The sequence below is a fragment of the Pseudomonas sp. LS-2 genome, from assembly GCF_003605735.1.
GTDB lineage: Bacteria > Pseudomonadota > Gammaproteobacteria > Pseudomonadales > Pseudomonadaceae > Aquipseudomonas.
Window position 1 is genome coordinate 187,449 of the sequence record NZ_QXTJ01000039.1, and the last position, 15,076, is coordinate 202,524.

13 protein-coding genes are annotated in these 15,076 nt (G+C 60.2%); 7 read left to right on the forward strand and 6 right to left on the reverse strand.

The genetic code is table 11. The features are described 5' to 3' along the window. The first annotated feature begins 38 nt into the window (after window positions 1-38). Window positions 39-1,121 carry a tRNA epoxyqueuosine(34) reductase QueG gene (gene queG, locus D3M70_RS22200; protein ID WP_120127780.1) on the forward strand — a complete coding sequence of 361 codons (1,083 nt, stop codon included), beginning with the start codon at window positions 39-41 and terminating at the stop codon, window positions 1,119-1,121. On the opposite strand, the gene D3M70_RS22205 is transcribed toward queG, so the two are convergent. Beyond that, window positions 1,047-1,667: a trimeric intracellular cation channel family protein gene (locus D3M70_RS22205; protein WP_120127781.1), complete on the reverse strand. Its 621-nt coding sequence runs from the start codon at window positions 1,665-1,667 to the stop codon at window positions 1,047-1,049. The genes queG and D3M70_RS22205 overlap by 75 nt on opposite strands. A 97-nt stretch (window positions 1,668-1,764) precedes the next feature. Beyond that, the gene (gene orn / locus D3M70_RS22210) at window positions 1,765-2,301 is read right to left on the reverse strand and encodes an oligoribonuclease (protein ID WP_120127782.1); all 537 of its coding nucleotides are present in this window, start codon (window positions 2,299-2,301) and stop codon (window positions 1,765-1,767) included. Between the two features lie 112 nt (window positions 2,302-2,413). On the opposite strand from orn, the gene rsgA reads away from it, so the two are divergent. Beyond that, window positions 2,414-3,445 (forward strand): small ribosomal subunit biogenesis GTPase RsgA, encoded by a 1,032-nt coding sequence (gene rsgA / locus D3M70_RS22215; RefSeq protein ID WP_120127783.1) that lies wholly within the window; start codon window positions 2,414-2,416, stop codon window positions 3,443-3,445. Window positions 3,446-3,601: 156 nt separating this feature from the next. Here rsgA and motB read toward each other — a convergent pair whose 3' ends face one another. Continuing rightward, window positions 3,602-4,636 (reverse strand): flagellar motor protein MotB, encoded by a 1,035-nt coding sequence (gene motB / locus D3M70_RS22220; protein WP_120127784.1) that lies wholly within the window; start codon window positions 4,634-4,636, stop codon window positions 3,602-3,604. A gap of 3 nt (window positions 4,637-4,639) precedes the next feature. Beyond that, complete coding sequence (gene motA / locus D3M70_RS22225) at window positions 4,640-5,491, reverse strand: flagellar motor stator protein MotA (protein ID WP_120127785.1); 852 nt, start codon at window positions 5,489-5,491, stop codon at window positions 4,640-4,642. Window positions 5,492-5,701: 210 nt separating this feature from the next. On the opposite strand from motA, the gene D3M70_RS22230 reads away from it, so the two are divergent. The 4 genes from D3M70_RS22230 (at window position 5,702) to D3M70_RS22245 (ending at window position 11,102) form a co-directional block, all read left to right on the forward strand. Beyond that, window positions 5,702-7,237 (forward strand): HDOD domain-containing protein, encoded by a 1,536-nt coding sequence (locus D3M70_RS22230; protein WP_120127786.1) that lies wholly within the window; start codon window positions 5,702-5,704, stop codon window positions 7,235-7,237. A 46-nt stretch (window positions 7,238-7,283) separates the two neighbouring features. Further along, window positions 7,284-8,099: a thiosulfate sulfurtransferase gene (gene rhdA / locus D3M70_RS22235; RefSeq protein ID WP_120127787.1), complete on the forward strand. Its 816-nt coding sequence runs from the start codon at window positions 7,284-7,286 to the stop codon at window positions 8,097-8,099. Window positions 8,100-8,163: 64 nt separating this feature from the next. Beyond that, a complete protein-coding gene (gene asd / locus D3M70_RS22240; RefSeq protein ID WP_165869880.1) occupies window positions 8,164-9,033 on the forward strand; it encodes an archaetidylserine decarboxylase in 870 nt (289 codons plus the stop codon). 281 nt (window positions 9,034-9,314) lie between these two features. Continuing rightward, window positions 9,315-11,102 carry a molecular chaperone gene (locus D3M70_RS22245; protein WP_120127789.1) on the forward strand — a complete coding sequence of 596 codons (1,788 nt, stop codon included), beginning with the start codon at window positions 9,315-9,317 and terminating at the stop codon, window positions 11,100-11,102. Here D3M70_RS22245 and serB read toward each other — a convergent pair. Then, window positions 11,099-12,316, reverse strand: coding sequence for a phosphoserine phosphatase SerB (serB, locus tag D3M70_RS22250; protein WP_165869865.1), 1,218 nt, complete (start codon window positions 12,314-12,316; stop codon window positions 11,099-11,101). The two genes, D3M70_RS22245 and serB, sit on opposite strands and share 4 nt — an antisense overlap. Window positions 12,317-12,446: 130 nt before the next feature. Here serB and D3M70_RS22255 point away from each other — a divergent pair, with 130 nt between their 5' ends. After that, window positions 12,447-13,973, forward strand: a complete 1,527-nt coding sequence (locus tag D3M70_RS22255) for a HAMP domain-containing protein (protein WP_120127791.1) — start codon at window positions 12,447-12,449, stop codon at window positions 13,971-13,973. A 330-nt stretch (window positions 13,974-14,303) separates the two neighbouring features. On the opposite strand, the gene D3M70_RS22260 is transcribed toward D3M70_RS22255, so the two are convergent. Further along, window positions 14,304-15,011: a membrane integrity-associated transporter subunit PqiC gene (locus tag D3M70_RS22260; RefSeq protein ID WP_120127792.1), complete on the reverse strand. Its 708-nt coding sequence runs from the start codon at window positions 15,009-15,011 to the stop codon at window positions 14,304-14,306. Between the last annotated feature and the right edge of the window lie 65 nt (window positions 15,012-15,076).

Consider the following 15,076-nt stretch of genomic DNA (forward strand, 5'->3'; position numbering starts at 1 on the left):
GCATGTCCGCCATTACTGTAGATCCATCCACAAACTCCATGCCGCGGTCGGCTGCCGGGCTGGCCGAGCTTGCCCAATCGATCAAGGACTGGGGTCGCGACCTCGGATTTCAGCAGGTCGGTATCTCGGGGCTGGATCTGGCGGAACATGAGCAGCATCTGCAACGCTGGCTCGAAGCCGGGTATCACGGCGAGATGGACTATATGGCAGCCCATGGCAGCAAACGTTCGCATCCCGACGAATTGGTGCCGGGCACATTGCGCGTCGTTTCATTGCGTATGGACTATCTGCCGGGCGACACACAGATGGCTCAACTGCTGGCCGAGCCTCATAAAGCCTACGTTTCTCGCTACGCATTGGGTCGCGACTACCACAAGCTGATCCGCAAGCGCGTGCAGCAACTGGCCGAACGCATTCAACAGGCCATCGGTCCGTTCGGCTTTCGGGCGTTCGTCGACAGCGCGCCGGTTCTGGAAAAGGCCATCGCCGAGCAGGCGGGTTTGGGCTGGATCGGCAAAAACACCCTGTTGCTCAATCGCAAGGCGGGCAGCTATTTCTTTCTCAGCGAGCTGTTCGTGGACTTGCCCCTCCCAACGGACGCTCCCCACGCCACCGAGCATTGCGGGCGGTGTACGGCCTGTCTGGATATCTGCCCTACCAACGCGTTTGTAGGTCCCTATGTGCTGGATGCGCGCAAATGCATTTCTTACCTGACGATCGAATTGAAAGCCTCGATCCCGGAAGAACTGCGCTCGATGATCGGCAACCGTGTGTTCGGCTGCGATGATTGCCAGATCGTCTGCCCGTGGAATCGATTTGCCCGAGCAACCGATCAGAATGATTTCAAACCGCGCCACGGCCTGGACAACGCGGAACTGACCACGCTGTTCCTGTGGGACGAAACGACCTTCCTCAGCAATACCGAAGGATCGCCACTGCGTCGAGCGGGTTACGAACGCTGGCTGAGGAATCTGGCTGTAGGACTGGGCAATGCGCCCTCAACCATTCCCGTAATCGAGGCATTGAAAGCCCGCCTTGACCACCCGTCAGAGATGGTTCGCGAGCATGTGGAATGGGCATTGCTGCAGCACAAGGACCGGTCTGGAACACCATCCCTGTAGCAGCAATCCCCCAAACAGCGTGATCAAGGTGCCTTGCTCGACAGGCATCCCCCACCACTGGCACAACAGAAAGCACCACGCAGCAGCAAACGACACGCTCGCATACAGCTCTCGCCGAAAGATCAGCGGGATGTCGTTGCAGAAGATGTCCCGCAGGATGCCGCCGAATACCCCCGTGATCACGCCGCTGACTGCCGCGACCGGCATGCTCAGGCCCATGTCCAGTGCGGTCATGCAGCCGATCACGGTGAACGCGACCAGCCCCAGCGCATCGAGAACCAGAAACAGCGAACGCAGGTGTCGCATGAGGGGAGCGATGAGGATCGTCAGTAAGGCCGCGACGCTGGTGAGAATCAGGTATTCGGGATGTTTGACCCACGTCAGCGGGTAGTGCCCCAACAAGACATCGCGCACCGAACCGCCACCCAGCGCAGTGATGCAGGCGATCAGCACGACGCCGAACCAGTCCATGCCCCGCCGCCCGGCAGACAGCGCGCCAGTCATGGCCTCGGCGGTAATGGCGATCAGATAGAGCATCAACAGCATAGCGGCAGTCCCTGCGAGAAAGGGGGCGCAGTCTAAACACTCGGCCAGAGCACCAAAAGAGGGCGCGATCGACCACACCCTCTCATCATGCAACCGCTTAAACCTTGATGAAATGCTCGCGATAGAAACGCAGCTCGGCGATGGACTCGCGAATGTCGTCCAGCGCCAGGTGGCTGCTGCCTTTCTTGAATTTCAACTCAGGAGACCAGCGTGCGGCCAGTTCCTTGAGCGTCGATACGTCGAGGTTGCGGTAGTGAAAGTAGTTTTCCAGGGTCGGCATGCGCTTATAAAGGAAGCGGCGATCCTGGCAAATGCTGTTGCCGCAGATCGGCGAACTGCGTTCCGGTACCCATTGCTTGATGAACTCCAGGGTCATGGCCTCGGCTTCGGCTGTGGATATCGTGCTCTCGCGCACGCGCTGGGTCAGCCCCGAGCCGCCGTGTTGACGGGTATTCCACTCATCCATGCCGTTCAGCAATTCATCACTCTGATGCACCGCGATGACCGGCCCCTCAGCCAGCGTGTTCAGCTCGCTGTCGGTAATGATCGTGGCCATTTCGATGATGACGTCGTTGTCGGGGTCCAGACCGGTCATTTCCAGGTCGATCCAGATCAGGTTCTGCTTGTTCTGCATATGTCGGCTCCTCAGCTTAGGCGCGCAGTTTAGCTCAGGGCATCATGCTAGACTGCCCCGCGTTTCATCCTTCAGCAGCTTTATGCGTCCTAAAACGAGACACTGAACACCCATGGCCAAACGCCAACTCAACCGCCGCCAGAACTGGCGCATCGAAAAGATTCAGGGCGAGCGCGCCGCGCGTGCCGCCAAACGTGAATCACAGGCACTGGAAACGCTGGAAGGCGGCGGCCTGGGTCCGGAACAGACCGGCCTGGTAATTGCGCATTTTGGCGTGCAGGTGGAAGTCGAGGCGCAGGAAGGTGAAACCAGCGGCCAAGTGTTCCGCTGTCACTTGCGCGCCAACCTGCCTGCGCTGGTCACCGGCGACAAAGTGGTCTGGCGAGCTGGCAATCAGGGTATCGGCGTCATCGTCGCGCAGCTGCCACGCACCACCGAGCTGTGTCGCCCTGATACCCGGGGCCAGCTCAAGCCTGTCGCGGCCAACGTCGACCTGATCGTCATCGTTTTTGCCCCAATGCCCGAACCCCATGCCAACTTGATCGACCGCTATCTGGTCGCCGCCGAGCATGCAGGGATTCGGCCCCTGTTGCTGCTGAACAAGTTCGACCTCATCGACGAGCAAAACGCCCCGGCGCTCAATGCGCTGCTGGAGGTGTACCGCACGCTCGGTTATCCGGTGCTGGAAGTCTCGGCCCATCACGGCAACGGCATGCAGGACCTGCAGGACCAATTGGACGGCCACATCAGCGTGTTCGTCGGGCAATCGGGTGTCGGCAAGTCGTCGCTGGTCAACAGCCTGCTGCCGGAAGTGGGAACACGGGTGGGGCCATTGTCGGAGTATTCCGGCCAAGGCACACACACCACGACCACTGCTCGGCTGTTCCACTTCCCCCGCGGCGGCGATCTGATCGACTCCCCGGGGATCCGTGAGTTCGGCCTGGGCCACGTCAGTCGCGCCGATGTCGAAGCGGGGTTCATCGAATTCAACGACCTGCTGGGTCGCTGCCGCTTCAGAGACTGCAAGCATGACCGCGAACCGGGCTGCGCACTGCTCAAGGCGCTGGAAGACGGTCGGGTTCAGCAGCAGCGGATGAACAGCTATCGCTCGATCATCGCGAGTCTTCCCGAGAGCAGTTATTAGGGCTCGCTGAACGCCCTGTGGCAGGCCGGCTTGCTGGCGGTGACGTCGTCCGAAACCGCTACCGCCGGCAAGCCGGACTGCTACAGGGCAGATGTCACCTAATAAAGCACACACAAAAACGCCGCGATCATCGCGGCATTTTCTTTTCAGCAGCTATCAGTTCCTGGTCTCGTCGATCTTTATCTGCCCATCGAAGATATTCAGCTTCTGCCGGATCTCGTGGGGCTGGGCGTAGGCCTGGGGATCGACCGCAGGCGCGCTGGTCGACGCACCTGGCTTGGCCGACGGGGCCGTCGGCGAGGCAGGGGCTGGAGCGGCATCCGTCTTCGGCGCTTCGCCTGCGTTCTGGTCACCTTCGATACGCGTCTGCGCCTTCTTGGTCAGGACCACAATGTCGATACGACGATTGATCGGGTTTTCCGGATGCTCCTTGTCGTACAGCGACGACGAGGCGTAGCCCACCACTCGAGCCACCTGGGGATCAGGATAGCCACCGGCAATCAGCGCACGACGTGCGGCGTTGGCACGACCGGCCGACAGCTCCCAGTTACCAAAACCATTGTTGCCCACATAAGGCGTCGCATCGGTATGACCGCTGATGCTGACCTTGTTGGGCACCGCCTTGATCGTGTCAGCCATCGCCAGCAGGATGTCTTCGAAATACGGTTTTAGTCGCGCACTGCCAATGTCGAACATCGGGCGATTCTCGGCATCCATGATCTGAATGCGCAGGCCGTCCTGAGTGATTTCGAACAGGATCTGATCCTTGAATTTCGCCAGTTGCGGGTTCTCGTTGACCTTGGTCTGCAACTCCTGCAACAGCATTTCCAGACGCTCTTGCTCGACCTGCTCAGCGGCTGCATCCTGCTGGTCGGCGTCCACCGGCACCTTGTCCGGCGCTGGCGTGGATTTCACTTCCGGGTTCAATGTCTGGTCAGGCGACATCTCGGGCGAGCCGCCAAGGTCGATCACGTAAGGCGAGCCGCTGTCGGAGAATCCGACCGGATCCTTGAAGTAACCGGCAATGGCGATCAATTGCTCAGGCGTGGCCGACGACATGAGCCACAGCACCAGGAAGAACGCCATCATGGCTGTCGCGAAGTCGGCGAACGCGATTTTCCAGGCACCGCCGTGGTGCCCTCCACCGAAGCGCTTGACGCGCTTGATTATGATTGGCTGATTGTTTTCCATGGATCAACGACCGCGGACAGCTTGTTCCAGCTCGCTGAAGCTGGGGCGGTGTGCCGGATAGAGAACCTTGCGACCGAACTCCACAGCCAGCGAAGGCGGCACGCCAGAAGCCGAAGCCACAAGAGAGGCCTTGATCGCTTCGAAGACGTTCATCTCCTCTTTGGCATCGTGAGCCAGGGAGGTCGCCAGCGGACCGAAGAAACCATAAGCCGCGAGAATACCGAAGAACGTACCCACCAGCGCCGCACCTACGTGCATACCGATCGCCGCCTTGTCCCCGGAACCCAGGGAGGCCATGGTCACAACGATACCCAGCACCGCCGCGACGATACCGAAACCAGGCATGCCGTCAGCCACACCGGTCACTGCGTGGGAAGGATGCTCGAGTTCTTCCTTCATGCTCAGCAACTCCATGTCGAACAATCCTTCCAGCTCGTGGGGAGCCATGTTGCCGGACGACATGATGCGCAAGTAGTCACAGATGAAGGCGATCATCCTGGTGTCTTTGAGGATGCTCGGGTACTTGGCGAAGATCGGGCTGTTCTCAGGCTCTTCGATATCGCCTTCAATCGCCATCATGCCCTCGCGGCGACTCTTGTTGAGGATCTCGTAGATCAGGCCAAGCACTTCGAGATAGAAGCCATGAGTGAAGCGCGAACTGAACATCTTCAAGGATTTCTTGATGACGTGCATGGTCATGTAGCCCGGGTTCGCCTGCAAAAATGCACCGAATGCTGCACCGCCGATGATCAGGACCTCGAAAGGCTGAATCAACGCAGCGATCTGACCGTGGGAAAGTACGTAGCCGCCGAGTACGCTCGCGAAAACGACGATGATGCCGATAATTTTTGCCATAGATAAAAATACTTACTGAGTCGGGTTCATGGTCATTGTGCGAAAAGCGTTCAAAACTCTTGTTCTCCTTATCGGCACGAGTGCGCCAGACTATAGTCAAAACAGGCGAAAATCCTGTCTGGCGTCTGTCTCGGGCACCCCAGCGAGAGGGCCAGCATGATGCCACCATTCGACACCGATCAAAACCTCCCAGCCGTATGGGCCCAGTGAATGCAATCAGATAAAGCCTCGACGCTCCCCGTTCCGCAGACACTCGACACCTGGATCAAACAACTGGACGGCATCGCCTTGCCGGTCCCGGCGGTGGCTCACGCCAAGGTCCATGCGGCGCTAAACGACAGCCGTCGTTCGTTGCGCGAAATCGCGGACCTGATGCAAGACAGCCCTGCACTCGTGCTCAGCGTACTGCGTGAGGCAAACCTGCACAGCGGCGGGCTGGCGGAGCCTGCGGAGAGTCTGGAAGTGGCACTGAACCGGCTGGGACTGGCGCGTACCGGTACATTGCTGGCGCGCCTGCCCAACGTGGAGCTTCAGGAAATTCCGCTCGCACTGCGCCAACTGCAACTGATCAGCCAGCACGCGACGCAACAGGCCTATGGCTTGTTCGCCAACCAACTGGCGCGGCTCTGGCAGGACATTCATCTGGGCAGTCTGCTGTTTCTCGCGCCGTTGTGGCCGCTGGCACTGGCGCATCCTGGCCTGCTGGAGGAATGGGAGCTGCGCGTCATTCACAAAGGTGAGTCGGCAAAGATCGTCGAGAAGTCCCTGTTCGGCGTACGCCTTCTGCGCCTGTGCAAGGCACTGGCTGATCATTGGCGTTTGCCGATCTGGGTCACTCAAGGCTACAACTTGCTGATCAATGAACAGCGAAATCTGGTGAAGGTGCTGCGCATCGCTCACGAAAACCCTGAGCCACTCAAGCAACAGCAACTGCTGGATGCAGACTTGCCGCTGCAGCGGTGGCTGAATCAACCGGCCAACACCATCCTGCTGGCGAGTGGTCTGGCGCTCTCAGCGCAACAAGCCTGGGATACGCCCCATAACCTGCGCTGGCAACTGCTCACCAGCCTTTATCTGCAACAGCCGTTGATGGACTTGCAGCAACAGGTGCATCAGAACGCGGCGGCCAGTGCCCGCCAACATGCGGCACCCGGGGTCTGGCACCCGGCCGAAGCCCTGTTGTGGCCATGGGATGCCCGGCGTATTCACAAGGGTCTGCTGCCTGCCCCACCGCCGTCGGCCGAGGGGTTACAGGTCTGGCGCAAACACTGCGGCGACCTGCTCAAAGAACCGAGCGCCTTCACCAACGCCATGCACCTGACCACCTGCGCGCGGGATGCGCTACTGGCCTCGGGCATTCAGCGGGTGATGCTGCTGATGATCGACCGCAAAAGCGACAGCCTGCGCGTTCATCAGACTGGGGGCGTGGACGCGTCGGCCGCGGCGCTGCTGATCCCCTATAAAGACAGCACCGTGCTGCAACGGCTACTCGCCCAGGCCACGCAACTGCGCCTGACGCCCGGCAACAACGCGCAGTTCTCGGCCTTGTTGCCTGCGCAACTCAGAGCCCTGTTCCCGGGAGAGAACCTGCTCATTCGCTCACTTGCCAGCAACGGTCGCGTCGTCATGCTGATCGTTGCCGACCAAGGGGGAGGCCCATTGTCGGAAGTCACGGTTCAGGCATTCGGGAAGACCGGCCAATGCATCGAGAAGGCACTGACCACCTTTAGCCATCGCAATGGCTGACGGCTGAGCTACAATTCGCCTCTTTTTGTTGATCAGGAGACCTTACATGTCTGCTTTCTCAAGCTTGCCGTTGGTGATCGAGCCCGCAGACCTGCAGGCCCGTCTCGGCGCTTCAGAACTGATCCTGGTCGACCTGACCAGTACCGCCCGCTACGAGGCGGGCCATATTCCCGGTGCACGTTTCGTCGACCCGAAACGCACGCAACTTGGCCGACCGCCAGCCCCTGGGCTGCTGCCGAGCCAAGCGCAGCTGGAAGTATTATTCGGCGAACTGGGTCACAACCCCAGCGCGGTGTACGTGGTTTACGACGATGAAGGCGGCGGCTGGGCCGGTCGCTTCATCTGGCTGCTGGACGTCATCGGGCATTCGAACTACCACTATCTCGATGGCGGCCTGCTGTCCTGGCAAGCCGACGGCCTGCCGCTGTCGATCGAAGTGCCTGCGACTGTCGGTGGGCCCGTGCCGCTGACGTTGCATGACGAACCGACTGCCACGCGCGAATACCTGCAAAGCCGGCTGGGCGCCGCCGATCTGGCGATCTGGGACGCGCGCGGGCCGACCGAATACTCTGGCGAAAAGGTCGTGTCAGCCAAAGGTGGTCATATCCCTGGCGCCGTGAACTTCGAATGGACCGCTGGCATGGATCAGGCGCGTAACCTGCGCATCCGCAAAGACATGCCGCAGATTCTTGAAAGCCTGGGCATCACCCCGGATAAAGAAGTCGTAACCCATTGCCAGACACACCACCGCTCCGGCTTCACCTACCTGGTCGCCAAAGCGCTGGGTTACCCGCGAATCAAGGGCTACGCCGGCTCATGGGGCGAATGGGGCAACCACCCGGATACGCCGGTCGAGAAATAACGGGAAGCGCTTGCAACGCAAACCTGGCTTCACCTGTTCAAAGCCCTTTTGATACGTTTTAGGAATCTTGATGAAACAGCGTCTGTTTATTCTTTTTCAATACCTGCTTCCCCATCATCTGCTGTCGCGTCTGGCTGGCTGCGTTGCCGAGTGCCGGGTGCGATGGTTCAAGAACGCGTTCACCCAGTGGTTCGTGCGCCGCTATCAGGTCGATATGTCCCAGGCTCTGGTTGAAGACGCGACGGCCTATCCGCACTTCAACGACTTCTTTACCCGAGCGCTCAAGCCGGGCGCGCGTCCGCTGGATGAAACGCCAGGTTCGATTCTCTGCCCTGCCGATGGTGCAGTCAGTCAACTGGGCCCGATCGAGCACGGCCGTATCTTCCAGGCCAAAGGCCACAGCTACAGCGCACTTGAACTGCTGGGCGGCGACGCACGACTGTCCGCACCGTTCATGGGCGGTGAGTTCGCCACGGTTTACCTGTCGCCAAGGGACTACCACCGCGTCCACATGCCACTGGCGGGCACGCTGCGCGAGATGGTCTACGTGCCGGGCCGCCTGTTCTCGGTCAACCAGACCACCGCCGAAAACGTTCCTGAGTTGTTCGCCCGCAACGAACGCGTGGTCTGCCTGTTCGACACCGAGCGCGGCCCCATGGCCGTGGTGCTGGTGGGCGCGATGATCGTCGCCTCCATCGAAACCGTCTGGGCCGGGCTGGTGACGCCGCCAAAACGCGAGCTGAAAACCTTCAGCTACGACGAAGCTGCGCGTGCGCCGATCCATCTGGAGAAAGGTGCCGAGCTTGGCCGCTTCAAGCTGGGCTCAACCGCCATCGTGTTGTTTGGCCCGAATCAAGTGAAATGGGCCGAGCAACTGGCTGCCGGATCGCCGGTTCGAATGGGTCAGATGCTGGCAACATCTGCTCAGGCGTGATTCTTGCCTAAGACACTCCGAAGCGTTTTTTTTGGCGGGCCTGCGGTCGCGAATGCAGCCCGCCACGAGCCGTCATATTCCCGATGTATCAAATTTGCTCGGCGTCACTTTGATATGAAGGGCTGCGACAGACAACTGATGCTGCTAAAGTCGCTCATCGGTGTTGTAGGAAACTTCGCTTTCAATTGACGTAAACTTGCTCGTTTCGCTTGGCGGTGTGTCACTGCAACGCAGTTTCATAGGGTCATCCGAGCCAGTAGTTGTTGGAGTTTGCCTGTCACATGAGTAATTTAAGCCTCCCTCTGTTGTTGCGCGCGCCCGTGCCGACGCAGTCGAGCCTGTCGTTCTGTGACGCGACACCCAAGGACCTCAAGCGCTGGATCTCCACCCTCCCGAAAGCCAATCTTGGCGAAATGGCCCGTCAGCTGTATCAGGGACTTGGCGAACTCAACCAACTACTGACGCCTAGCGAGAACCGCCTGCAACTCCTTGAGCTGCTGCGCCCGGAAGTGTCATTCGTGTGCAAGCACCTGGAGCGGCATTTCCTCAATCAATCGGTGGTACTGGAAGAGCGCCCGCGCAAGGTCGCGAATCTGTGTCAGGCCCTGCAAAACCATCTGGCGATCGGCTACAAGCAGATCATCGCCCGGGTGGCGCCCAGACTGAGCAAAGACCGCGTCACGCTGCTGACCACCGCGCTGCAGCGTGCGGTTCACTGCCTTAATGGCCCGCTGATTCGCGCCAATCAGCTTTATTGCCCCGTGCAGGACGGCCTGTGGCTGGAATTGCATCAGATCTATCAGATCGCCCGCCAGCTTCAACTGCATCACATTCCGGTCGCCGACAGTCAGGCGCATCACACCCGAACACTCACGGTGGAACAGACCTATCTGGTGGCGCTGTTGATGGGCTGCTCGCGCTGCAACCAGATGCGCCAGCACAACATCGGCAAACTCGCCGATGCGCTGGACGCCTGGAGCGCGATGGTCACGCTGCAGCTGCCACTGGATGACACTAGCCTGTACGCTGTGGCGCCCAACACCGACTCCGCGCCTCGGTACACCTCGCTGTACACCGAAGATCAGCGCGCTCTGCTGCTGGGCATCAATCCGCGTGCCCTGTCGGCGGCGCTGCAACGCTATATCGAGCTGCCGCCAGAGCAACGCTCGCAGTCTTACCTGCACGTGCCACCGGGCCTGTCGATCGATGTACTTCAGCATCTGGCGGCTGCCTGGGGTGATGTGTCAGAGCGCGCCTTTCAACGCACACCGGGCCAGGGAACTCTGACCGTCTGCGTGGGCATGAGCGCCTTGCACTATTTTGTCGGCGGTCGAAAGTCGTTCAGCGAGTTGCTCCAGGTCCCGGCTGTCGTGGTTAGCAAGATCGCCGAATACTCGCTGCAACCGCTCGATTCGGCCAAGCATGATCCTTGGGGGCAAGCCATGGATGTGCAGCGCAGCGGCACCTCGAGCAACATGCTGCCGTTTGAGGAAATCGAGTATCAGCGTGACGAATCCGACGGCGGCGCCTCTGCGTCCGACGGCCAGAAGAGTTTTCCGACTTACGGCCTGCATATCGTCAACCACAGCCCCGGCGGCTACTGCCTGGCCTGGCCGAAAGACGTGCCGGACCAGTTGCAGGCCGGGGAAATGATCGGCATTCAGGACCACGGTCATGGCTGGAGCATTGCAGTGGTGCGCTGGGTACGCCAGGTGCGCAGCGGCGGCACCCAGATGGGCGTCGAGCTGATTGCGCCTTTCGCCCAGCCTTGTGGCATGCAGCTGTTGCGCGCCGAGCAAAGCAGTCAGTATCTTCGAGCGCTGTTATTGCCCGAAGTCCGCGCCATCGATGTTCCGGCAACCGTCGTCGCACCTCGCTTGCCGTTTGAAGACGGCAGCAAGGTCATGATCAACAGCAACGGTGATGAGCGGCGAGCGACCCTGCACAATCGTCGGGCAACGACTGGCAGCTATAACCAGTTCGAGTACGAGATTCTTGAGGGGGCGAAGAAGAAAGCTCCGGACTCAGGCCCGGAGCAGGAATTCGATTCCCTGTGGAAGGAGCTTTAGGCGCCGCGCCCTTCCCGATCCCGGAACCCCAGCAGATACAGCACGCCATCCAGACCCAGGGTCGAGATCGCCTGTTTCGCTGACTGCTTGACCAGCGGCTTGGCGCGGAAAGCGACACCCAGGCCTGCAATCGCCAGCATCGGCAGGTCGTTCGCGCCGTCGCCCACGGCAATCGTCTGCTCAAGACTCAGACCTTCTTTGCTCGCCAGTTCGCGCAGCAGATCGGCCTTGCGCTGGGCATCGACGATCGGCTCGACGGCAACGCCCGTGCATTTGCCGTCGACCACTTCCAGCTCGTTGGCAAAGATGTAGTCGATGCCCAGCTTGGCCTGCAACTGGCGGGCAAAGTAGGTAAAGCCGCCCGAAAGAATCGCCGTCTTGTAACCCAGTCGTTTGAGCTCGGCGAACAGCGTTTCCGCGCCCTCAGTCAAACGCAGCGAAGCACCGATTTCGTCCAGCACTTTGATGTCCAGGCCCTTGAGCAACGCCAGGCGCTCCTTGAAGCTGGCGCGGAAGTCCAGTTCACCACGCATCGCGCGCTCGGTAATCTCGGAAACCCGCTCGCCGACGCCGTGAGCCTTGGCCAGTTCGTCGATGACTTCGGCTTCGATCAGCGTCGAATCCATGTCGAATACGGCCAGGCGGCGGTTACGGCGAAACAGTGAGTCTTGCTGGAACGCGATATCGACGTTCAGCTCCTGCGCGACATGCAGGAACTCGGCGCGCATCTGCTGAGCGTCCGCTGGCTCGCCGCGCACGGAGAACTCGATGCAGCCCTTGCCTTTGCCGCTTGGCATGTCCAGCGGCATGCGCCCGGACAAGCGATCGATACGATCAATGTTCAAACCGTATTTGGCGGTGATCGAACTGACCGTCTGCAGCTGTTCGGCGGTGACCTTGCGAGTCAGCAGCGTCACGATGTGCCGATCCTTGCCCTGATCGTCGACCCAGTGCTGGTAATCGTCTTCACTGACATGGGTAAACAGCACCTGCTGCCCGAGTTCATCGGTTTTCAGCTGAACGCGATCCAGCACCGTCGAACCGCTTTGCGTGTCCGGAATTTCTACCAGAATGCCGAACGACAGCGTGTCGTGGATCACGGCCTGACCGATATCCAGAACATCGACGCCGCCTTGGGCCAGTACGCCGGTAATGGCCGCAGTGAGACCCGGACGATCTTCGCCGGTGATGTTTATCAGGACAATTTCGCGCAAGGCGCACCCCCGCAGTGGAAAAAAACCGCATTCTACTCACTTTCAGTGACCGCCGGGCACAGCGAGCGCTTTGCCGCTACTGGACCGCTCGCTATACTGCGCCCCAACTTCTCCAAGAGAGCCGTGCTCAGTGAACCGGCCCACGCCAGTAAAAACCGATAATTTCTTCTTGCTGATCTTCCGGGCATTGCGTCATCGACGTGTACCGATTGCTTTGCGCATCGCCAGCCACAACGTGATCCTCGTCGCGCTGGCTCTGGTGATCTACGCCTGCGTGATGGGGTTGCAATTCAAGCAAGCCATGCACGAGCAGGCGGACGCATTGGGGCAAGCCCTGACCACGCAAACCGCGACCTCCGCCACGGAGCTGCTGGTGTCCAACGACATCCTCAGCCTCAACGTGTTGCTGGGCAATCTGGTGAAGAACCCGCTGGTCGCTCACGCCGCTATCTACAGTCCTGACAACCGGATTCTCGCCGAAGCCGGCCAGCGTCCGAAAAACGGCCTGCTGGGAGAAGCCGAAGGCCTCTACGAGATCAAGGTCACCTTTCAGGACACCGTCGCAGGTACGCTGCGCATCAGCCTGGACATGTCCCAGTTCCAACAACCGCTGACCATCAGCCTGCAAAGCATGGGCATTCTGGCGGGTATCCTGCTGGCACTGGCCCTGGCCTTGAGCCTGCGTCTGGGGCGGCACATCTCGACGCCGATGCTGCAACTGCGCATGTGGCTGCGTTATATCGACCCCTACACACCTGCCACTGACCGTCAGGATGAAATCGGCGATCTGGCCCGCCAGCTCAAGGCTTCCTACGCGCCGCCGGAGCCTGAGCCGGAACCTGCTCCAGAGCCTGAACACATCGACGAAGACGACACTTCGCCCGAATTCGACACCAGTGACCTAAGCGATCCGGAGTTCGACGACGCACCCAAGCCTCGCGCCACTGCGATTCCGGCTCGACGCATCGTCGCCGAGGAAGATGAAGAAGACGAAGAAGACCCGTTCTCGGACCTGCGTGACGATTCGCCTGTAGCGCAGAAGCCAGCCCCGCGTCCGGTGTTGCCGGTCGTGCCGTCGCAACCTCAATACAGCGCCGTGCTGGCCGTGCAGCTTGGTTCGCAGGAACAACTGCGACGCTTGCCTCGCACTCGCCTGACCGAGCTGCTGGAGCGTTATCGTGACTGCATCGACCAGGCTGCATCGCTGTACGACAGCGAACTGCACACCCTGAACGATGGCAGTTCGCTGATGGTGTTCAGCACCCAGGACAGCGGTGATGATTATCTGACCAACGCCATCTGCTGTGGTGAGCTGCTGCGCGCCCTGAGTCATGCATTGCAGATCGAAGTCGCCGACAGCGGCATCACCCTGCAACTGCAGTTGGGCCTGACGCTGGGTGAAGGCCTGCACGGCATGAACCAGATCGACCTGCTGCTGACCGAAACCGCTCAGGACGCCCTGGCCCTGTCGCAACACAGCCGCAACCTGTTGCTGGTGGAGCGCAAGATCAGCGAAGACCCCACCATCCGTCAGCGCGCACGCATACGCCCGATTGCAAGCCCTGAAGGCGCAAGCTGCGTGGAGCGCCTGATGGAGCCGTATCCGTCAATGCTGGAGCGCCAACTGGCGCGCATGCATGAGGCGCGTAAGGTCTGATTGGGCACAGGTAGAATTTCTTACCCTGATGCCCTGTGGGCCTTATCGCGGGCAAAGCGCGCTCCTACATCTTATGCAACGCGCGATGGCCTGATAGACCGAGTTGATGGCCTTCGGGCTAGAGGCAAAATCTGCGATCTGCTTTGAAGGCTGAGCACGCGGTCCCTCAGGCGATGGTACGTTTAAGCAAATGTAGGAGCGCGCTTGCCCGCGATCACGCCCGCAGGGCATCAAAATAAGAATGCCTAACCTACACCCGCGCAGATACATCCCAAGCCCAACACCCACAAAAAAGCCCGCATCGCTGCGGGCTTTTTGTCTTACGTCAACTTAGAAGCGGAACACTTCCAGGTCGGTACGGATCGGGGACGCCATCGGGATCTTGGGCTTGTCCTGATCGGTGCGGGTCTTGGCGGGCTGAGCGGCTTTCCTCGGCTCGTCAGCGACCAATGGCTGACTGGCAATCGGCTTGACCGCAACGCTCAACTGATCGGCCAGACGCTGCAACAACACGCCCTGAGCCTTGACCTGAGCGGCGGAAGTGCCTGCATGCGGCTCTTCCAGGTGAATCAGCTTGCTGTCCCGTACGGTGCCGCGGCGGTCCAGCAGACGCCACTGTGCGTCGAGTACAGCGGGTTGATTCTCGCCGGAATCCAGTCGAGTGATCGACAGGACCACCTGAACGTCAGGCGTGAAATTGGCCGCTGCGGGCGCCATCACCACGCGCTGACTGTCGAGCTTCCACGCCAGTTGGCGCAACAGCAGTTGATCGATATCGGAAGACAGACTGCCCGCCCAGCGACCGTCGGTCGACGCCGTCAGGCTGCCATCAGGCTGACGCTGCAGTAATGTCTCTCGTTGCAAGTAGTCTGCAACGGAAACCGGACCCAGGACGACAGCCACGCCGGCACTTTGTTTAGGTTGCCCAGGATCGCCACTGTCCAGTTGATAGAGCGATTGGGGCTGATGAACGCTGCACCCGGCCAAACCCAGAACGCCGGTCAACAACAGAACAAAAGGAACGCGTAGAAAGTTCATCATTCCATCCAAGTGGCCGCCGCACGGCGCGCCACACTGTCAAATACTCAAGAAAACATGAAGGC

Excerpts from the sequence above, each read along its gene's own strand:
- rhdA (WP_120127787.1), top strand. The coding sequence starts at position 7,284 with ATGTCTGCTTTCTCAAGCTTGCCGTTGGTGATCGAGCCCGCAGACCTG.
- orn (WP_120127782.1), bottom strand. The coding sequence starts at position 2,301 with ATGCAGAACAAGCAGAACCTGATCTGGATCGACCTGGAAATGACCGGT.
- D3M70_RS22245 (WP_120127789.1), top strand. The coding sequence starts at position 9,315 with ATGAGTAATTTAAGCCTCCCTCTGTTGTTGCGCGCGCCCGTGCCGACG.
- D3M70_RS22205 (WP_120127781.1), bottom strand. The coding sequence starts at position 1,667 with ATGCTGTTGATGCTCTATCTGATCGCCATTACCGCCGAGGCCATGACT.
- queG (WP_120127780.1), top strand. The coding sequence starts at position 39 with ATGCCGCGGTCGGCTGCCGGGCTGGCCGAGCTTGCCCAATCGATCAAG.
- rsgA (WP_120127783.1), top strand. The coding sequence starts at position 2,414 with ATGGCCAAACGCCAACTCAACCGCCGCCAGAACTGGCGCATCGAAAAG.
- D3M70_RS22260 (WP_120127792.1), bottom strand. The coding sequence starts at position 15,011 with ATGAACTTTCTACGCGTTCCTTTTGTTCTGTTGTTGACCGGCGTTCTG.
- motA (WP_120127785.1), bottom strand. The coding sequence starts at position 5,491 with ATGGCAAAAATTATCGGCATCATCGTCGTTTTCGCGAGCGTACTCGGC.
- D3M70_RS22230 (WP_120127786.1), top strand. The coding sequence starts at position 5,702 with ATGCAATCAGATAAAGCCTCGACGCTCCCCGTTCCGCAGACACTCGAC.
- motB (WP_120127784.1), bottom strand. The coding sequence starts at position 4,636 with ATGGAAAACAATCAGCCAATCATAATCAAGCGCGTCAAGCGCTTCGGT.